This window comes from Streptomyces sp. NPDC127097 (assembly GCF_042724075.1).
GTDB lineage: Bacteria > Actinomycetota > Actinomycetes > Streptomycetales > Streptomycetaceae > Streptomyces.
Genome location: NZ_JBHXFI010000024.1, coordinates 24,243 through 42,275 on the forward strand (window position 1 = coordinate 24,243; position 18,033 = coordinate 42,275).

Consider the following 18,033-nt stretch of genomic DNA (forward strand, 5'->3'; position numbering starts at 1 on the left):
GCCGGGCGTCCGTCTGTTCACGGCGCCGCGAAAGCGGTAGCATTTCTTCCGCATTCCCGCCGCATTGATTTCCGGCGCCCGCCGGCTGCCTTTTCGTCAACGGTATTGCCGAATAATGCGCAACCGTTTTCTTATGGTGATAGTATTTCGCTTCGGCGAAATCCCCGGCCGCTACCAATGCCGCACCGTACGCCTTCCCGGGCGGCCGCTCGCGCTGCTTGAATAAATACGGGAAAGAGGTCGGAAGCGGCCCGGTGCACACACCGGAGGCGCGGCGAACTCCCAAGGCCGCCAGGACGGACCCAGCGATGGCGCCGGCGTGCTTCATGAGGCGAAAGCGGCATCGGAGTCCATGAGGCAGGTACGAAAGGGGTAGTCATGTTACCCACCACAATGCATTCGGCCGAAGTCATGGTGACCGCCCGGCATATCGCCGGCTGGCCCGCGGAAAGAAACTCTCTGGTCCCCGCCGACTGCTGGGGTTCCGCGCAGCGCGTGGTGCTGCGTATGCCGGCACTGAAACGGGCCGTACCCGTCTGCCGGAGCCTGGTGCGCTCCTGGCTCGACGGACAGCACATACACGACGAGGACACCCGCTATCTGGTGCTGCTGGTCCTGTCGGAACTGTTCACCAATGCCATCCAGTATTCCGCCGGCCCCCGCGTCACCTGCCGGATATGGACGTCGGAGAACCACCTGCACATCGAGGTCCACGACCGCGGGGGAACACCCTCGGTGCCCCGTATGCGCCGCCCCGGGCCGAGCCAGGAACACGGCCGCGGCCTGGAACTGGTCGACAGGTCCTCCGCGCGATGGGGACGCAGGATCGAGGCGGACCACAGCTGCACCGTGTGGGCCGCGGTGCCGCTGGCCCTCGGCGTACGGCACGGCGTGGCGCCGTAGCGCCCCTCCGGCGGCGGGCCGGATCGCCACCCCTCCGCCGCCGCACCCCTCCCGGGTGGCTCCCTACCGCCGACGGTCGGGCAGGCTCCGGCTCCGCATCCCCTCCCCGCGGGAGGCTCGGGCCCGCCGGCCGTCGGTGTCCCCCTACGGACAGCCCTTATGGGCGGCCCGGCGCCGGGCGGGCGTCACTTGGGCACCCGCACACCGCTCTCCTGTACCAGGGCGTCGAATTCGCGCACCGGCGTCATGTCGCCGAACGGCCGCAGTTCGTCCAGGAAGTGCTGCAAGTACCGTTCCCCCAGCGCCGACTTCAGCCGGCCGAGCAGGGCCACCGCCTGCACGGCGAACCGGCACGCCTCCTCGACGTCACCGGCCTGCGCTAAGACGGTGGCCAGCAACAGCAGATCGATGGTCCGGCGCCGCACCCGGGTCCGCGGATGCCGGGCGAGGGCCTCCTCGGCCCGCCGGGCGGCCGGCCGCGGCTGCTTCAGATCCCGGTAGCAGTGGGCCAACTCGTCGGCCAGATAGGCGCGGTCGAAGTGCCCGATCCACTCGGGACCGTCCCCCGGAACGACCTGCGCCATCGCTTCGGTCGCCTTGTCCGCCAGTATTTTGCACATCCGCGCGTCCCCGAGCATGGCGTAGCCGCGGGCCTCGGTCGCGTAGAACATCGCCTGCGCGGCCGGCGGGGCCTGCCCCCGGGTGCCCTCCTGCGCGGCACGGGCGAGCTGTACCGCCTCCCGGGAGCAGCCGGCGCCGACGGCCAGATGGCTCAGCCCGGCCGCCAGCACATAGCCGCCGTAGCACCGGTCGTCCGCGGCCTGCGCGAGCCGCAGCGCCTGGATGTAGTACCGCTGCGCCAGCCCCGGCTGCCCGACGTCCAGCGCCGTGTACCCGGCGAGCTCCGTCAACCGGGCCGCCGCGGCGAACAGTTGCCGTCCGGTGGCCTCCCCGTAGCTCCCGTCCATCAGGCCGGACAGCACACTGCTGAGGCAGGTGACGATGACCGGGCGCACATATCCGCTGCCGACCCGGTGGTCGAGTTCGGCCAGCGCCTGGGTGGTCGACCGGACCAGCTCGACATCGGTCGTCCCCACCCGCGGCCCCAGCCGCCAGTCGCGGGCCACCTGGGGGTCCGGGGAGCTGATCAGCCAGTCCCTGCTGGGCTCGACCAGCGCCGAGGCGGTCATGGCGGAACGCGACAAGAGCCCCCGGGACTCGGCGTCCATATGCCATAGTTCACGGACCTGTTCCAGCGCGTCCTCCACCGTGGCCGCGAAGTGGAGGCCGACCCCGCAGGTCACGCTGTTGCCGTTGGCCATGCCGATTTCTTCCGTGGAGACCGTGCGGCCGAGTTTGCCGCTCAGCGCCTCGGCAATGATGGCGGGCACCCGGCCGCGTGGCCGCTGCCCGCTCAGCCACCGGCTCACGGAGGTCTTGTCGTACCGCAGATCCAGGCCCTGCGCCTCTCCCAGGACGTTCACCTGCCGGGCCAGGGCGGAGTTGGACAGTGCGGCTTCCTGGATGAGCGACCGCAGCCGCTGGTTGGTCTGACGCGCGACGAGTGGTCGGGCGGCCATGGTGCGCCTCCAAGCACATGCCGCCAACGGATCACGTTGGCATATCCAGAGAGAACGGGACAGGACAGTCAATACCCAACAAGCGGGGCTGAATCGCCATGACCAAAGTCAAGTCGTCGCCTGGGCGTTGCGCCCAGTAGCAAAGGTGCATACGGGGGCTCCAGAAGCCCGCCCCTCGCACGCACGTGCCCTGCGCGCCCCTGCCGTCCCCTCCGGCGCCCGGCGCACCCCACCGCGCACAACGCGCACCACCCCGAGCGCGGCCCACGCGCCCGGGTGAGCCGTACGGGCCGGAGCCCCGTACGCCGCCGCGTCACGCCACCATCGGCCGGTCCGTCGGGGCGATGGGCGCCGGCAGCGCGGTGGCGCCGGTGAGATAGCGGTCGGTGGCCGCCGCGGCGGCCCGGCCCTCCGCGATGGCCCACACCACCAGGGACTGCCCGCGCCCCGCGTCGCCCGCGACGAAGACCCCGTCCGTCCCGGCCCCGGCCGGCCGCTCGCCCCGTACGGCCGCGAAGCCGGCGTCCCGGGCGAAATTCCCCCGGGCGTCCAGCGTGAGCCCCAGCTGCGTCATCAGCCCGGTGCCCCGTTCCGGACCGGAGAAACCGAGGGCGATCAGCACCAGCTCCGCCGGGATCACCCGCTCGGTGTCCGGCCGCGGCGCTCTGGCCACCGGTTCCACCTCCGTCAGATGCAGCGCGCGCACCCGGCCGGCCGCGTCGCCCTCGAACCGGAGGGTGGCGGAGGAGAAGAACCGCGGATCCGTGCCCGCCCGGCCGCGGGCCTCCTCATGGGCGTGCGAGATCCGGTAGACCTTCGGGTAGACGGGCCAGGGCTCGGTGTCCGTCCGGGCGTCGCCCGGCTCCGGGTTGATGTCCAGCTGCACCACGGAGGCCGCGCCCTGGCGCAGCGCGGTGCCCAGGCAGTCCGAGCCGGTGTCGCCGCCACCGACGATCACCACATGCCGGCCCTCGGCGGTGACCGGTGTCGCGGCGAGGTCGCCCTCCCCGACCCGGTTGGCGAGGGTCAGATACTCCATCGCCTGGTGGACACCGCACAGTTCACGCCCGGGGACGGGCAGCTCCCGCCGCTCCATGGCCCCGACGGCCACCACGAGCGCGTCGTGCCGCCTGCCGAGGTCGGTGGCGTCGACCGCGCCGCCGACGTCCATCCCCGTACGGAACTTGGTGCCCTCGTCCCGCATCTGCGCGATCCGGCGGTCCAGATACCGCTTCTCCAGCTTGAACGCGGGGATGCCGTAGCGCAGCAGTCCGCCGATGCGGTCGGCGCGCTCGTAGACGGCGACGGTGTGGCCGATACGGGTCAGCTGCTGCGCCGCCGCCAGTCCCGCGGGCCCGGAGCCGATGACCCCCACGCTCTTCCCGCTGAGCCGCTGCGGCGGATGCGGGGTCGTGAACCCCTGCTCCCAGCTCCGGTCGGCGATGGTCTGCTCGACGTTCTTGATCGTCACCGGGTCGGCGTTGATGGCCAGCACACAGGCGTCCTCGCAGGGCGCCGGGCACAGCCGCCCGGTGAACTCGGGGAAGTTGTTCGTGGCGTGCAGCCGCTCGGCCGCGGCCCGCCAGTTGCCCCGCGTCGCGTAGGCGTTCCACTCGGGGATGAGGTTCCCCAGCGGGCAGCCGCTGTGGCAGAACGGGATGCCGCAGTCCATGCAGCGCCCCGCCTGCTCGGCCACCAGGGGCAGCAGTGCCTGCCCCGCGTAGACCTCGTTCCAGTCGTTCAGCCGCTCCTCGACGGGGCGCGCCGGAACGGGCCGGCGGGGGGTCTTGAGGAAGCCGTGTGGGTCGGTCATGCACCGCCTCCATCGCTCACTCACGGTGCAATAAGGCGTTCTGCCAGCCTACGCCTGGTTTGCACGGGTTTCCTGGACCGATGAGAGCGATCGGGGGGCTGATGAGTGCGATCGCGGGGCCGATCATGGGCGAGATCTCGCCATCGGACGACTTCCCTGTGTGTCCGATCGACGGCTGTGGGTGGCGCTCGACACTCGCGAGGGCCGGCTGTCTTCGCGGCGATAACGGGCAAAGTGCGTGTACTGACGGCCACGAGGCATCGGCAATGAGTAGGCAAGGCTTCCTCGGGTTGCCTGTGCGGGATATCGATTAGGTCACAGCGGTCGTTAATTTGCCCTGTTCAGAGGATTTTGGTCATTTCGATCCGTGATCTGGATCACGCTGGCTGAAATTCGCCCGTGGTACATCTTCACGACCACCTGACGGACGTCACCCATGTCCGCGTAGGGGGCGCTTGAGCCGGCCACCGCCGGCATGCAACTCCATCAGCATCCGGGGGGATCGAGACCCGATCCGTCGCCAAGCTAGGCGCGGGTCGGCATGGAGCGGAAAGGCGCACCACACATGACCTCAAAGCAGGTCGGCACCAACCTCGGCGACGGCAGCGGAGCCTCGGGCACCACGCCGGAAGAGGGCTACGAGCGAGGTCTCGGCAGCCGTCAGGTCCAGATGATCGCCATCGGCGGCGCCATCGGCGTCGGCCTCTTCCTGGGCGCGGGCGCGAACATCGCGAAGGCCGGGCCCAGTCTCATCCTCATGTACGCCCTCGCCGGCGTGATCGTCTTCTTCATCATGCGGGCGCTCGGTGAGCTGCTCCTGTATCGCCCCGTCTCGGGGTCCTTCTCGGAGTACGCCCGTGAGTTCCTCGGCCCGTTCTTCGGGTTCGTGACGGGCTGGACGTACTGGCTCATGTGGGTCGTCACCGGCATGGCCGAGCTGACGGCCGCCGCTATCTACGTCCATTTCTGGTTCCCGGACATTCCGCAATGGGTGACCGCACTGGTCTTCCTGGTCGTGCTGTTCGTCGCCAACCTGATCTCGGTGAAGCTCTTCGGTGAGATCGAGTTCTGGTTCTCGATGGTCAAGGTCACCGCGCTCATCGGCATGATCGTGATCGGTCTCGGTGTCGTCACCTTCGGCTTCAGCCAGGCGGGAGACGCCGCCGCGGTCTCCAACATCTGGGCCCACGACGGGATCTTCCCCAACGGCATCGGCTCCAGCCTCATGACCCTCCAGGGCGTCATGTTCGCCTACCTCGCCGTCGAGCTGGTCGGTGTCACCGCGGGCGAGTCCGAGAACCCCGAGAAGACCCTGCCCAAGGCCATCAACACGCTGCCGTGGCGCATCATCGTCTTCTACGTCGGTGCGCTCAGCGTGATCCTCATGGTCGTGAAGTGGACCGAGTTCCAGCCGGGCGTCAGCCCGTTCGTGGCCGCCTTCGCGAAGATCGGCATCCCGGCCGGTGCGGCGATCATCAACTTCGTCGTGCTGACCGCGGCGCTGTCGTCCTGCAACTCGGGTATGTACTCGACCGGACGCATGCTCCGCGACCTCGCGGCCAACTCCGAGGCCCCGAAGGTCCTCGGCAAGCTGAGCTCCAGCAAGACCCCGGCCCTCGGCATCACCCTCTCCGCCGCCCTCATGGGCATCGGCGTGATCCTCAACTACGTCGTCCCGGAGAAGGCATTCGCCTACGTCACGTCGGTGGCCACCGCGGCCGGTATCTGGACCTGGCTGATGATCCTCGTCAGCCATATCCTCTACCGCCGCGCGGTCGTCGCCGGCCGGCTGCCCGCCTCGTCCTTCCCGGCGCCCGGAGGCACGGTGTGCAGCTGGATCGCGGTGGCGTTCCTGCTCCTGGTGACCTGCCTGATCGCCATCGACCCGGAAAGCCGCATCTCGCTGTACGTGGGCGCCGGCTGGGCCGTGTGCCTGGCGGTCGGCTGGGCGATCCTCAAGTCCCGCAACCCGCACATCGCGGCGAGGGCGACGGCCCAGGACAAGCAGCTGGAGTCCGCCGGACAGCCGCGCGGCTGACCGGAGCGGCCTCCGAGGTCCCGCACAGACGGCCCGTGACGCCGTCGAAGCCCTGACAGGGCGCCCAGGCACAGACAGCCTGGGCGCCCTGTCGGCGTGTTCCGCACCCGGTCCGGTCAGTTCCGGTACCGGGCGCGGCCCACGGCGGCGGCCACCGTCAGGGGAACGGTGAGGACCGCCGCGGTCAGGAACATCCCACGGTAGGCGTGGTGTTCCGCAGAGCTTGCGGCAATGGCGCTGGCCAGCGCGCTGCCGACGTAGAGGGCCACCCCGAACATCGCCACGCCGGTGGCGCGGGCCGCCGGGGACAGCGCGGTGGCCCAGGACTGGATCGTGGAGTGCATGAACGACCAGCCGCCACCGAGCAGCAGCGCGCACCCCACCAGCGCGGGCACCGACTGGCTCGCCGTGGCGAGGCCGAACGCCACCGCCATCTGCACCCCGCCGGCCACGATCAGCCGCACCGGCGTCCAGCGCCCCACCAGCCGCTTGACCTGCTGCGCCGCGGCCATCGACCCCACGCCGTACAGCGCGGACACCGCACCGGCCAGCGTCGCCGAGGCGCCCTGGGCCTCCAGCGCCGGTGCCAGGTACGTCAGGAAGCCCAGCAGGACGGCGCCTTCGAGCATCGCGACGGCCATCACGTACCACTGCCAGCGGGACCGCAGGACGACCTTGAACGGGGCGAGCAGCGCGCCGGGAGCCGCCCGCGGCGGTTCCGGCAGCCGCCGCAGGGCGACGACCAGGTAAGCGGCGATGACCCCGGGGAGAGCGAAGACCAGCCGCCAGCTGACGTAGTGCGCCAGCGCCCCGGCGACGACGGTGGCCACCGCGGTGCCCAGCGCGAACGCGGTCATCAGCTCGCTGAGCGGGCGCTGGCGGACCGCGGCGGGCACGGTGTCCCCGACGTAGGTGATGGACGCGGCGATGGACGCGGCGAAGAACGCGCCGGCCGCCACCCGCGCCACGATCAGCACCGTCGCGCCGGGGGCGAGCACCGAGCAGAGGGCGGCGACGGCGGCCCCGGCCAGCGACATCCGCATCACCCGCACCCGGCCCAGCCGGTCGCTCAGCAGCCCCCAGACCGGCTGCATCAGGCCGTACGAGAGGAAGTAGCCGCTGGCGGCGAGCATCACCGTGGTGAGCGGGACACCGAGCTGGGTGCCGATGAGCAGCAGCATCGGGGTGATGCAGAAGCGGTCGAAGTTGCTGACGAAACCGGCCGCGCGCAGCAGGCGCAGCGAGGCGGCGGGCATCGGCGGCGCGGCCGGGCCGGTGGCGGCGGCCGGAGCGGGCGGGGGAGTGGTGCGCGGTGCGTCGGCGGTGTCCATGGGGCTCCTCGTGGCGTGTGCCGGTGTGGTCGGACCGGCGGTTCCAGCCCATCACCGCGGCCGGCCGGCGGGACCCCGTAGCCGATTACCCTTGCTCACACCCTGGGGCGCCAAAGCCCCAGCGGCAGGCCGGCGGTACGGGGGGAGTGGGGCGTGCACGAGGGCGGATCCGGCGGCCCGCGCCGCGAACTGGGCGCGTTCCTGCGCTCCCGCCGCGAGCGGCTGGCGCCCGCCGACGTCGGGCTGCCCGGCTCACCGCGGCGCCGTACGCCGGGCCTGCGGCGCGAGGAGGTCGCCGAGCTGGCCGGGGTCAGCAGCTCCTGGTACGCGTGGCTGGAGCAGGGGCGGGTCCGTACGTCGGAGCAGGTGCTGCGGTCCGTGGCGCGGGCGCTGCGGCTGACCGCGGACGAGACCGCGCATGTGCTGTCGTTCGTGGAGCACGCCGCGCCGGCCGAGCGGGCGCCGGGGTGGGTCTCGCGCAATCTGCTGTCGCTGGTGGAGCAGCTGGCGCCGAACCCGGCCGTGGTGCTCGACCCGCACTGGGACCTGCTGGCCTGGAACGCGGGGTACGCGGCGCTGCTCACCGACCTGGCGCGGCTGGCGCCCAAGCAGCGCAATCTGCTGTGGCTGGTGTTCCGCTGGCCGCCGGCCCGGTCGCTGCTCGCCAGTTGGGAGCCGGAGGCGCGGAGCCTGCTGGGCCAGTTCCGGGCGAAGGCGGCCCGGCACCCGGAGGACGGCCGCTATGCGGAGATCACCGAGGAGCTGCTGGCCGACCCGGACGCGGCCCGCTGGTACGGCCGCCGGGAGACCTCGGCGTTCCACCCCGCCGTCCGTCATTTCCGGCACCCGGTGGCCGGGGATCTGCGGCTGCGGTACGTCAAGCTCGCCGCCGTGGACCAGCCGGGCCACCATCTGCTGGCCTACCTTCCCGACGACCGGGCGACGGAGGAGGCGCTGACGGCGCTCACCGGGTGAGCGCCGTCAGGGAGGCGGTGTCAGGAACGCGGTGTCAGGACGCGAGCACCGCCTTCATCACCGACCCGTCGGCCACCGCGGTGAGCGCGTCGGCGTGCCGCTCCAGCGGGAACGGCGTCACCAGGCTCGCCAGGTCGAAGCGGGCGGTCAGGGCCGGCAACAGCCGGACGTACTCGACGAGATGGGCGCCGGTGAAGGCCCAGGAGCCGACCACGTCGAGCTGCCGGTGGACGATCTGGTGCGGGTTGATCAGGGTGTCCCCGGCGTCCGTGTACTGGCCGATGATCAGGTAGCTGCCGCCCCGGCGGGCCAGGGTGAGGCCCTGTCCGACGGCGGCCGGCACCCCGGCGCACTCGATCACCAGGTCGGCGCCGTGCCCTCCGGTGGCGGCCCGTACCTCGCGCAGGATCTCCTGGGGGTCGGCCGCGTCGGCGATGTTCAGGTGGACGTCCCCGATGCCGGCCGCCGCGGCCCGCTCCAGCCGCCCGGCCGGACCGCCGACGACCACGACCTTGGCGGCCCCGGCCAGCTGCGCGAACGCGGCGGCCGCCAGCCCGACCGGGCCGCTGCCCTGCACCACGACGGTCTCCCCGAGCCGCACCGGCCGCCGCTCGTACAGCGCGTGCGCCACGGTGGGACCGGCGCAGGCCAGCGACATGGCGGCGAGCGGGTCGGTGCCGTCCGGGACCTTGATCACGGTGGTGCCGGGCTGGAGCACGATGTGGTCGGCCCAGGCCCCGGAGAGCTCCGGCCCGTCGGTGAGGGCGCGGTTGACGCCGTAGGTGCGGCGCCGCTCGCACAGGGTCGGTTCGCGGTGCAGCCGGCAGGGCGGGCAGACCCCGCAGGCGAGCGAGGAGGCCCACATCACCGTGTCGCCGGCCGCGAGCGGGGCCCCGGTGGCGTCCGTGGGGGTACCCCCTGCTCGAACGGAGTCGAGAGCTCGGGGGAGCTGACCGTCCCCCAACTCCCGTATGACGCCGAGCCCTTCGTGCCCGAGGACCAGCGGCACGGGGATGTCCAGGTGGCCCTGCTGAAGATGCAGATCGGTGCCGCAGATGCCGCCGTAGCCGCAGGCCACGACCATCCCGCCGGCGGGGGCCGGGGGCAGCGGGAACTCCCGCAGCCGCAGCGGCCGGCCGAACTCCTCCAGGACGACGGCGCGTCCGGTGCGCCCGGTCATGCCGTCACCGCGCTCAGGCCCTGGGAGAACGGCGCCGCCAGCGGCCGCAGCGGCTCGGTGTCGCGGCACACCACATGCTCCGGACGGGGTTCGCCCGCGGGCCGCGGCAGGTTGGCGGTGTCGTTGTAGGTGGCGATCAGCAGCCGGCGGGCGAACGGCGACATATTGGGGGACGAGCCGTGCACGATCTCCGGGGAGAACAGCACGACGGAGCCGGCCGGGCCCTTGGGGCTGGTCATCCCGTGCCGGTCGACGAGCTCGGCGAGCTGCTGCGGCGACAGCGAGATGTCGTCCGGGTCGAGGTGCTGCTCGGACCGGGCGGCTGCCGACCGGCCCTCGTGGACGAGTCCGTCGCGGTGCGAACCGGGCAGGAAGATCACCGGGCCGTTGAACTCGGTGACATCGTCGAGGAAGACGCCGATGTTGACCTGGCGCGGGGCGGGCAGGTTGTCGGCCAGCCGCCAGGCGAGGAAGTCCTGGTGCCAGGCCCACTTCTCGCCGCCGAACGCCGGCTTCGCGTTGATCTTGAACTGGTAGATGTAGACGTCGTCGGTGAGCAGCTGCCGGACCGGCTCCAGGATGCGCGGGTCGCGGATCAGGCCGGCGTACTCGGGCTGCCGCTGGTGCGAGGCGTAGACCGCGCGCACCTCCGTGCCGCCGTCCTCGGTCACCACCTGCGGGCCGGGCACCTTCGCATCGCGCTCGAAGGCGGCGCGGAGGGTCTCCACCTCCTGCGGGTCGAGGAGGGATTCGAGCAGCAGGAACCCCTGCTCGTGGTACTGGTCGGCCTGTTGCCGGGTCAGTCGCATGCGGTTCTTCTCCTGAGAGGTGAGGGAATCCGTCGGGGCGGACCGGTGGGGTGAGCGGACCGGGTGGTGGGGGGTCACCCCATGAAGTGCCCGCCGTCGACGATGAGTTGCTGTCCGGTGACGTAGCCGCTGCGCGCGGTCACCAGGAATTCGAGGGCGTCGGCCATGTCCTCGGCCGTGCCCAGCCGGCGGCCGGGGATGGTGTCCAGGACGGCGGCCAGCCGCTCCGGGTCATCGAGGCGGTAGCGCTCGGTGACCTCTTCGGTGTCGGTGAAGCCCGGCAGCAGGGCGTTCACCCGGATGTGCGGGGCGAGTTCGAGGGCCAGGCACTTGGTGAGCTGGAGCAGGCCCGCCTTGCTCGCGCAGTAGTTGGCGCCGTTCGCCCGGGGCCGGATCGCCGTGGTGGAGGCGACGTTGACGATGCTGCCGCCGCCGGCCGCCACCATCGCGGGCGCCAGGGCCCGGGTGAGGTGGAAGGGGCCGGAGAGGTTGGTGGCCAGCACCGTGTCCCAGTCCTCGTCGGCCATCGACAGGAACGGCCGGTCGCGGTTGACGCCGGCGTTGTTGACGAGGACGGCGGGTGCGCCGTACCCGTCGGTGATCCGGGCGCCGACCGCCCGGACCTCCGCGGGCCGGGCGAGGTCGCAGCGCAGCGTCTCGATCCGGCCGTCGCCGGCCTTCGCGGTCTGCTGCGCGGCGGCGTCGTCACCGCGGTAGAGGGCGATCACCCGGTGGCCGAGGGCGGCGAGCCGGAGGCTCAGGGTCCGCCCGATGCCGCGGGTGCCGCCGCTGACCACGGAGAGCGTCATGACATCTCCCTGAAGTCGCTTCTGCGGAAGGTCAGTTGGCGACGAGGTCGCCGCGCTGGAGGCCCGAGCCCGCGGGCACCTCGGCCGGGTCGCCGCCCACGCCGCTGATCCCGTTGTGGGCGTCGACGAAGACGACGTGCGGGACGAAGGAGGCCGCCTCGTCGTCCGTCATGGCGGCGTAGGCGATGAGGATGACGAGGTCGCCGGGGCTGATGAGCCGGGCCGCGGCGCCGTTGATGCCGATGACGCCGGAGCCGGCCGGGCCCTCGATGACGTAGGTGGACAGCCGGGCGCCGTTGTCGATGTCGACGATGTCGACCTTCTCGCCGGCCATCAGGTTCGCGGCCTTCATCAGGTCGGCGTCGACGGTCACCGAGCCGACGTAGTGCAGATCGGCCTGGGTGACGGTGGCGCGGTGGATCTTCGACTTCATCAGGGTGCGGTACATGGGGATTCCTCAGGTGTGGTGGGAGGGATGTGAGGGCACGGCGCGGCCGCGGGTGGGGCCGGCCGGTGGGGCAACGGCCGGGTCAGGCCGGCCAGGTGGCGTAGCGACGCATGCCGTACAGCAGCGGCGCCTCCTCGGTGGCCGGGGTGTGCGTCCGGATGCCCAGCACCTCGCCGATCACGATGGTGTGATCGCCGGCCGGGGTGAGCCGGGCGACCCGGCACTCGGCGGTGGCGTGGGCGTCCTGGATCAGCGCCGGCAGGCCGGTGACGGGCGCGGGCCGCCAGGGGACGGCGCGAAAGCGTTCGGCGGCCGGCCCGGCGAACGCCTCGGCGGCCCGCCGCCCCGCGCCGTGCAGGAGGTTGACGGTGAAGGCCCCGCGCGCGGCGAGGACCGGCAGGGTGCTGCCGTTGTTACCCGCGCACACCAGCAGCTGCGGCGGGTCGAGGGAGACCGAGCACAGGGCGGTGCAGGTGAAGCCGTACGGCGTGCCCCCGGCGTCGGCGGTGGTGATGACGGCGACACCGCTGGGGTGCGAGCTCATCAGCGCCCGGAACGCGTCCCGGGTCACCGCGAGTTCGTCCTGGACCGGGGTCACCATGCGAACGCCCGGGCGTCGTAGAGATTGACCCCGACGGCGGCCTTGCCCAGGTACTCCAGGCACTCCTGCGGCTTGGCCGGCATCACATGGGCGAACTGCGCCTCGCGGATCAGCCGTTCCAGCGGATGGCTGCGGCTGATCGCGGCCGAGCCGCACAGCCGCAGCGCGTCCTGCGCGAGCCGCGGGCCGGCCTCGCCGACCACGTACTTGGCGGCGTGCACCATGGCGTTCGCCTCCAGGCTGCCGCGCTGCGCGGTGACGAGGTCACCGGCCTCGTGCACCAGGGCGCGGGCGGCCCGCAGCCGGGCCGACATCCGGCCCAGCTCCTGCTGCACCACGGGCGAGTCCGCGCGGGCGGGGGAGGCGGTGACATGGTCGACGGTGTGCTGGAAGAGGGCCTCGGCGATGCCGAGATAGGCGCCGGTGTAGCCGGCGATCATCCAGTGCGGTTCGCGGACGACCTTGAACAGGGACATGCCCTCGACGCCGAGGTAGAGCCGGGAGCGGGGCACCGGGACCTCGTCCAGCGTCATCGGGGCGGTGCTGGTGCCGTACATCGCGGACAACTGCGGCACGGTGCCGAAGCCGACCCCGGGGTCGTCGGCGGCGACGACGAAGTGCGACGCCTCCCCGCTGTCCTCGTCGCCGCCTTCGGGGGCGGCCGCGACGACGTAGTAGTCGGCGGCACCGGCCAGCGACACGAACGACTTCTTGCCGCTGAGGAGGTAGTGGGTGCCGTCGTCGGAGAGGCGGTAACGGGTCCGCATACCGCGGAGCTTGGCGCCGCGGCCGGCCTCGGAGGTGGCGGAGGCGAACAGCTTGCGGCCGTTCACGACCTCGTCCAGCATCCAGGCGCGGAAGGTCTCGGCGGCCGGGGGCAGCCGGGTGCCGGCGGCATCGGCGAGCGCGCCGATGACGACATGGTGCATGTTGAGGCCGAGCGCGGCGGCGCCGTGGTGGGCGCCGAGTTCGGCCAGCACCCGCCAGTAGTCGCCGAAGCCGAGGCCCGCGCCGCCCGCCTCCTGGGGGACGAGCAGGGCGAGCAGACCGGACTCGCGCAGGATGCGGTAGCTCTCGTGGCCGTTGTCGTGGCCGGCGTCGGTGTCCGCGGCGAGCGGGGCGAGCCGTTCGCCCGTCTCCGCGGCGAGTTTGAGGAGATCGTCGAGGGGGGTCGGCAGCGTCATCGAAGTCCTTCGGGTCGGTGGTCGGCCGGTCGGGTCCCGACCGGTCAGTTCTCGACGGGCAGGCCGAGTTGCCGGGCCACACCCACGCGCAGCAGGTCGTTCGGACCGGCGTAGGTGAGGGCCGCCATGGGGGCGGCCAGGTCGGCGGCGAGGTCGAAGCCGGGGAGGAAGGCCCGGACGCCGGACAGCGCGGTGGCGTGCTCGGTCATCCGTACGTAGTCCTCGGAGACGGAGATCTTGGTGAGGGCCGCCCCGGCGGCGAGCTGCCGGGCGGGTGTACCGGCGTCGAGCCGGGCGGCCATCGCGTAGAGCTGGACGCGGGAGCGGTGCAGCGCCAGGGCCATGTCGCTGACCCGCCCCGCGACCTGGTGGCTGGCGCCCATCCGGCGGCCGAAGTGGTCGCGGTCCGCGGCCCAGTCGACGGTACGGGCCAGGAGGCGCCGCATCGGGCCGAGCGCGTAACCGAGGACCAGGGAGCGCTCCCAGGCGGTGGTGGAGGCCATCACCGCCAGCCCGGAGCCCTCCTGGCCGAGCAGCGCGCTCGCCGGCAGCCGGGCGCCCTCGAAGAGCAGCTCCCCCATCGGCACGGTGGGCAGCGCCGTCTTGGTGAAGGTCTCACCGCGGCGGATCCCCGGCAGATCGAGCGGGAAGAGGAACGCGGACAGCGCGAACGGCGAGCGCCCCTCGGCGGTACGGGCGAAGACGATCGCCCGGTCGGCGACCGGCGCGGCGGTGATGAACGTCTTCGCGCCGTCGAGCACGAAGCCGTCACCCTCCCGCCGGGCGCGGGTCTCCATGGAGAACGGGTCGCTGCCGCCGCCGCGTTCGGTCAGCGCGTGGCACAGCAGCTCCCGGCCCTCCTGGACGTCGGCGGCCGCGCGCCAGGCGTCGCCGCCGAGGGCGTCCCGCAGCGGGAACTGCATCCCGAAGATCTGCGAGGCCAGCGCGTAGCACAGGCCCGGGTCGGCGCCGGCCAGACCGATCCCCTCGATCATGGCGAGCGAGCGGGTGACCGGGCCGGGTGCGGTGGCGTCCGGCCCGGCGAGCCGGAGCACACCGAGGTCGGCCATGGCCTGCCACTGTGCCCGGAAGTCCTGGCCGGCGAGCCGCTCCAGCACCGGTGCGGCCAGCGCCTGGTAGGTGTCGACGAAACCCTCGGTCTCCGGTGCGCCGGTGCGCAGCGCCGCGGTGGCCGCCGCGCTCATTTGCCGCCCTCGGCGGAGAGCTTCTCGATGGCCACCCAAAGGGCCTTGGGGCTGCGGAAGTTGGCGGCGACGATCTCGGTGTCGGGCAGGCTGACGCCGGCCTCCTTGTCGAGCGCCGCGACGATCTCCATGATCGCCAGCGAGTCGACCAGGCCCCGCTCCAGCAGCGGGGTGTCGGCGTCCAGGGAGCCGGCGTCCTCGCCGGGCCCCCAGGTGATCCGGCTGCCGATGAGGGTGCAGAGTTCTTCGACGCTGTTCATACGGTTCATACGGTGATCTCCTCCGGGAGGGCGGGGGCCGAGGGGTGGCCGTCGGTGTCGCGCAGCGCGCGGCGGTCGACCTTCCCGCTGGTGGTGGTGGGCAGGGTGGCGAGCGGAACGATCCGGTCCGGCAGCATCCGCCGGGGCAGCACCTCGCGCAGCGCGGCCAGGACCTCCCGTTCGGTGGCGTCGGTCTGTGCGTAGGCCCAGATCTGGCCGGCGTGCGGGCCGTCCTTGGCGACGACCGCCGCGGTGGCGATCCGCGGCAGCTCCAGGACGGCGTTCTCCACGTCCATCAGGTCGATACGGTGACCGCGCCGCTTGACCTGGTTGTCGCGCCGGCCGCGCAGGAAGACCAGGCCGTCGGGGGTGATCCGGCCGAGGTCGCCGCTGGCGTAGGCGCGGCGGGCCACGCCGTCGCGACAGGTGACGGTGACCGTGGGGTCGTCGGGGGCGCCGCCGCGCAGATAGCCCTGGAAGACGACGGGCCCGGCGATATGGATCTCGCCCTCGCCGTCGGTGGGCGCACCGTCCTCGTCCAGCACCTCGATGTGGACGCCGCCGATCCCGCGGCCGATGGGCAGTTCCCGGTCGGCGGTCCAGTCGGCCGGCACCCGGTAGTAGGTGCAGGCGTTGGTCTCGGTGGGCCCGTACAGGTTGTAGAACGGCACCCCGTCCAGCAGCCGCAGATAGCGCTCCAGCAGTTCGGGGGCGAACGCCTCCCCGCCGAAGGCCGCGATGCGCAGGGCGGGCGGCGGGGCGTCGGCGATACCGCCCTGCTGGAGCATGTTGTGGTAGAGCGACGGCACGGCCATGAAGGCGGTGATGCGCTGTTCGGTCAGCCAGCCGACGACATCGCGCGGGAAGGCCCGCAGCAGATCCGGCATCAGGACCGTGCAGGCCCCCGCGGCGGCGGCGCTGAACAGGTCGAAGGTGGTCAGGTCGAAGGTGAGCGCGGCCTGCGAGCCGATCCGGTCGTCCGGGGTGAGGCCGAACTCACCGGCCGCCCACAGCGCGTAGTGGGCGACGTTCTCGTGCGAGAGCAGCACGCCCTTGGGCCAGCCGGTGCTGCCGGAGGTGAAGAGGATGTAGCCGCCGGAGTCGGCGGGCGCGGGCAGCGGCGCGGGCCGCTCCTCGGGGGCGAGGATCCGCAGCCGGTGCAGGCCGTGGTCGAGGGCGCCCTCGTCGGCCGGTGCGCCGTCGCGGGCGCGGGTGGCGGCGCGCCGGGCCCCGGTCAGCGCCCGGTCGACGGTCACCAGCAGGGACAGCCCGGCGTTGCGGATCATCCGGGCGGTGCGCTCCGGCGGGTCGGCGGTGTCCAGCGGCGCGGTCACCGCACCGGCCCGCAGCGCCGCGTACAGGGCGATGACGGTGGCCGGGGTCTTGGGCGCGTAGACGCCGACCCGGTCACCCGGGGCGACGCCCTCGGCGGTCAGCCGCGCCGCCAACGCGTCCACGGCGCGGTCGAGTCGGGCGTACGTCCAGCTCTCACCGAACCCCTCCAGCGCGGTGCGGTCGGGGTGCACCCGCGCCGAGCGGGCCAGCAGGGCGTCGAGGCGTACGGAGGCCGGCGCGGTCATCGGGCGGCCTCCACGGACTGGGCGTGCCCGGCGAGGAAGTCGCACACGGTGTCGGTGACCAGGTCGGGACGGACCAGATGGGGGTAGTGGTCGCAGCCCTCGGGCACCAGGCGCCGGAACGGGCCGCTGACCGCGCGCTCGACGGCGTCGACCTGGGCGAGTGAGCCGTACTCGTCCGCGTCCCCCTGGATCATCAGCACCGGCGCGGTGATGTCGAGGTCGTTCTCCAGGGACCAGCCGCGGAAGGCGGGCGAGAGCCAGACCCCGCTCCAGCGGTCGAAGACGCCCCGGGGGTCGTCGTGCACCATGGCCATCTTCTTGGCGAGCGGGCCCGCGTCGTAGGCGGCGCGGGCGTTCTCTATGCCGACCCGGTTCTCCTCCTCGAAGTACATGTGCGGGCCCATCCCGACGACGGCTTCGACGGGGTGCGCCGAGGCGTACAGCAGGGCGATGGACGCGCCGTCGCTGTGGCCGACCAGGACGGGGCGGGTAAGGCCCAGCGCACCGAGCAGTTCGGGCAGTACGTCCTGGGCGTGCTCATGCATATAGCGGGGGGTGCGCGGCAGCGGGTCGGGGCCGCTGCCGCCGTTGCCGTGGCGGGAGTAGACCAGGGCGCGGCGTCCGGTGGCGGCGGCCAGCCGGGCGGGGAAGCGTCCCCAGGCGGCGAGGCAGCCGAGTCCGCCGTGCAGGAAGACCAGGGGCGCCAGGTCCGGGTCACCGTCGATCAGGACATGTTCAAGGGGACCGTTGCGCGTATCGATTACGGGCACAGCAAATCCTTCTCAGTGATGTACGGCAGCAGAAGGGGAGTTATGAAAAACGCAGCCGGCGGCATGCCGCGGCGGCGTGCCAGGACGCGGCAGAAAGGTGAATGACGGGCCGGCAGGCGGCAGTAATAGTTGAAGAAAAATAGTTGGATAGAGCGGTGGTCATCAATGGAACGGCGAAGCGGAACCGACGCATCACATGACGTCGAATCGCTCGTGCCGCATCCGGCGCCACCGGTGGACGGCGCCGTCCCGTAACTAGCTACGAAACGCTCTCAAAGGCGGTGACAAAGCAACTTCAAGCACCGGAACCTGCTGGACGGCCCGGCCGCCCAGACATTCTTTTACATTCACTTTGGCCAATTTTTGCGCTGCACCCATTGACGGCGCTGCACCAATACCCCTGCACATGACCCCCGTTGCACACCCCGTTGCACGCATGACTGCTCACCAGCGGTGTCGACGACCGGTGCCGGCTTCCTGGCGCCCGGTCCGCTCGGTGGCATCAAGAAGACTAGACACTGGGCAGGGGCTGGAGAAATGAAATTGC

General features: G+C 72.1%; 16 protein-coding genes. 3 read left to right on the forward strand and 13 right to left on the reverse strand.

Annotated elements, in window-relative coordinates; all coding sequences use genetic code 11:
- The first annotated feature begins 378 nt into the window (after positions 1 to 378).
- On the forward strand, positions 379 to 903 hold the full coding sequence (locus ACFWJW_RS19485) for an ATP-binding protein (protein ID WP_387242514.1): 525 nt from the start codon (positions 379 to 381) through the stop codon (positions 901 to 903).
- Between the two features lie 185 nt (positions 904 to 1,088).
- Here the strand turns inward: ACFWJW_RS19485 and ACFWJW_RS19490 are convergent, their stop codons facing one another.
- Both ACFWJW_RS19490 and ACFWJW_RS19495 read right to left on the reverse strand, forming a co-directional pair.
- Positions 1,089 to 2,483: a transcriptional regulator gene (locus ACFWJW_RS19490; protein WP_387242517.1), complete on the reverse strand. Its 1,395-nt coding sequence runs from the start codon at positions 2,481 to 2,483 to the stop codon at positions 1,089 to 1,091.
- Positions 2,484 to 2,796: 313 nt separating this feature from the next.
- The gene (locus tag ACFWJW_RS19495; RefSeq protein WP_387242520.1) at positions 2,797 to 4,296 is read right to left on the reverse strand and encodes a glutamate synthase subunit beta; all 1,500 of its coding nucleotides are present in this window, start codon (positions 4,294 to 4,296) and stop codon (positions 2,797 to 2,799) included.
- Positions 4,297 to 4,861: 565 nt separating this feature from the next.
- On the opposite strand from ACFWJW_RS19495, the gene ACFWJW_RS19500 reads away from it, so the two are divergent.
- A complete protein-coding gene (locus ACFWJW_RS19500; protein ID WP_387242523.1) occupies positions 4,862 to 6,334 on the forward strand; it encodes an amino acid permease in 1,473 nt (490 codons plus the stop codon).
- A 116-nt stretch (positions 6,335 to 6,450) separates the two neighbouring features.
- Here the strand turns inward: ACFWJW_RS19500 and ACFWJW_RS19505 are convergent, their stop codons facing one another.
- The gene (locus tag ACFWJW_RS19505; protein ID WP_387242526.1) at positions 6,451 to 7,665 is read right to left on the reverse strand and encodes an MFS transporter; all 1,215 of its coding nucleotides are present in this window, start codon (positions 7,663 to 7,665) and stop codon (positions 6,451 to 6,453) included.
- Between the two features lie 153 nt (positions 7,666 to 7,818).
- Between ACFWJW_RS19505 and ACFWJW_RS19510 the strand changes: the two genes are divergently transcribed.
- Entirely contained in the window at positions 7,819 to 8,640 is an 822-nt protein-coding gene (locus tag ACFWJW_RS19510) for a helix-turn-helix domain-containing protein (protein ID WP_387242529.1), read from the forward strand.
- Between the two features lie 34 nt (positions 8,641 to 8,674).
- On the opposite strand, the gene ACFWJW_RS19515 is transcribed toward ACFWJW_RS19510, so the two are convergent.
- From ACFWJW_RS19515 to ACFWJW_RS19560, 10 genes are all read right to left on the reverse strand, one after another.
- Entirely contained in the window at positions 8,675 to 9,820 is a 1,146-nt protein-coding gene (locus ACFWJW_RS19515; RefSeq protein WP_387242532.1) for a zinc-binding dehydrogenase, read from the reverse strand.
- Positions 9,817 to 10,629 carry a phytanoyl-CoA dioxygenase family protein gene (locus ACFWJW_RS19520; RefSeq protein ID WP_387242535.1) on the reverse strand — a complete coding sequence of 271 codons (813 nt, stop codon included), beginning with the start codon at positions 10,627 to 10,629 and terminating at the stop codon, positions 9,817 to 9,819. The genes ACFWJW_RS19515 and ACFWJW_RS19520 overlap by 4 nt, the downstream gene beginning before the upstream one ends.
- A 74-nt stretch (positions 10,630 to 10,703) precedes the next feature.
- Positions 10,704 to 11,438 (reverse strand): SDR family NAD(P)-dependent oxidoreductase, encoded by a 735-nt coding sequence (locus ACFWJW_RS19525; RefSeq protein WP_387242538.1) that lies wholly within the window; start codon positions 11,436 to 11,438, stop codon positions 10,704 to 10,706.
- A 31-nt stretch (positions 11,439 to 11,469) separates the two neighbouring features.
- Positions 11,470 to 11,886: an aspartate 1-decarboxylase gene (gene panD, locus ACFWJW_RS19530; RefSeq protein WP_387242541.1), complete on the reverse strand. Its 417-nt coding sequence runs from the start codon at positions 11,884 to 11,886 to the stop codon at positions 11,470 to 11,472.
- Between the two features lie 82 nt (positions 11,887 to 11,968).
- Positions 11,969 to 12,487, reverse strand: a complete 519-nt coding sequence (locus ACFWJW_RS19535) for a flavin reductase family protein (RefSeq protein WP_387242544.1) — start codon at positions 12,485 to 12,487, stop codon at positions 11,969 to 11,971.
- The gene (locus tag ACFWJW_RS19540; RefSeq protein ID WP_387242547.1) at positions 12,481 to 13,671 is read right to left on the reverse strand and encodes an acyl-CoA dehydrogenase family protein; all 1,191 of its coding nucleotides are present in this window, start codon (positions 13,669 to 13,671) and stop codon (positions 12,481 to 12,483) included. The genes ACFWJW_RS19535 and ACFWJW_RS19540 overlap by 7 nt, the downstream gene beginning before the upstream one ends.
- Before the next feature lie 44 nt (positions 13,672 to 13,715).
- A complete protein-coding gene (locus ACFWJW_RS19545) occupies positions 13,716 to 14,876 on the reverse strand; it encodes an acyl-CoA dehydrogenase family protein (protein WP_387242550.1) in 1,161 nt (386 codons plus the stop codon).
- A complete protein-coding gene (locus ACFWJW_RS19550; RefSeq protein WP_387242553.1) occupies positions 14,873 to 15,145 on the reverse strand; it encodes an acyl carrier protein in 273 nt (90 codons plus the stop codon). The genes ACFWJW_RS19545 and ACFWJW_RS19550 overlap by 4 nt, the downstream gene beginning before the upstream one ends.
- Entirely contained in the window at positions 15,142 to 16,716 is a 1,575-nt protein-coding gene (locus ACFWJW_RS19555) for an amino acid adenylation domain-containing protein (protein ID WP_387242556.1), read from the reverse strand. The genes ACFWJW_RS19550 and ACFWJW_RS19555 overlap by 4 nt, the downstream gene beginning before the upstream one ends.
- The gene (locus ACFWJW_RS19560) at positions 16,713 to 17,486 is read right to left on the reverse strand and encodes an alpha/beta fold hydrolase (protein WP_387242559.1); all 774 of its coding nucleotides are present in this window, start codon (positions 17,484 to 17,486) and stop codon (positions 16,713 to 16,715) included. Before ACFWJW_RS19560 ends, ACFWJW_RS19555 begins: the two co-directional genes overlap by 4 nt.
- Positions 17,487 to 18,033 lie beyond the last annotated feature (547 nt).

Coding starts and splice junctions, on each gene's coding strand:
- ACFWJW_RS19515 (WP_387242532.1), bottom strand. CDS start 9,820: ATGACCGGGCGCACCGGACGCGCCGTCGTCCTGGAGGAGTTCGGCCGG.
- ACFWJW_RS19555 (WP_387242556.1), bottom strand. CDS start 16,716: ATGACCGCGCCGGCCTCCGTACGCCTCGACGCCCTGCTGGCCCGCTCG.
- ACFWJW_RS19540 (WP_387242547.1), bottom strand. CDS start 13,671: ATGACGCTGCCGACCCCCCTCGACGATCTCCTCAAACTCGCCGCGGAG.
- ACFWJW_RS19545 (WP_387242550.1), bottom strand. CDS start 14,876: ATGAGCGCGGCGGCCACCGCGGCGCTGCGCACCGGCGCACCGGAGACC.
- ACFWJW_RS19500 (WP_387242523.1), top strand. CDS start 4,862: ATGACCTCAAAGCAGGTCGGCACCAACCTCGGCGACGGCAGCGGAGCC.
- ACFWJW_RS19490 (WP_387242517.1), bottom strand. CDS start 2,483: ATGGCCGCCCGACCACTCGTCGCGCGTCAGACCAACCAGCGGCTGCGG.
- panD (WP_387242541.1), bottom strand. CDS start 11,886: ATGTACCGCACCCTGATGAAGTCGAAGATCCACCGCGCCACCGTCACC.
- ACFWJW_RS19520 (WP_387242535.1), bottom strand. CDS start 10,629: ATGCGACTGACCCGGCAACAGGCCGACCAGTACCACGAGCAGGGGTTC.
- ACFWJW_RS19525 (WP_387242538.1), bottom strand. CDS start 11,438: ATGACGCTCTCCGTGGTCAGCGGCGGCACCCGCGGCATCGGGCGGACC.
- ACFWJW_RS19485 (WP_387242514.1), top strand. CDS start 379: ATGTTACCCACCACAATGCATTCGGCCGAAGTCATGGTGACCGCCCGG.
- ACFWJW_RS19505 (WP_387242526.1), bottom strand. CDS start 7,665: ATGGACACCGCCGACGCACCGCGCACCACTCCCCCGCCCGCTCCGGCC.
- ACFWJW_RS19550 (WP_387242553.1), bottom strand. CDS start 15,145: ATGAACCGTATGAACAGCGTCGAAGAACTCTGCACCCTCATCGGCAGC.
- ACFWJW_RS19495 (WP_387242520.1), bottom strand. CDS start 4,296: ATGACCGACCCACACGGCTTCCTCAAGACCCCCCGCCGGCCCGTTCCG.
- ACFWJW_RS19535 (WP_387242544.1), bottom strand. CDS start 12,487: ATGGTGACCCCGGTCCAGGACGAACTCGCGGTGACCCGGGACGCGTTC.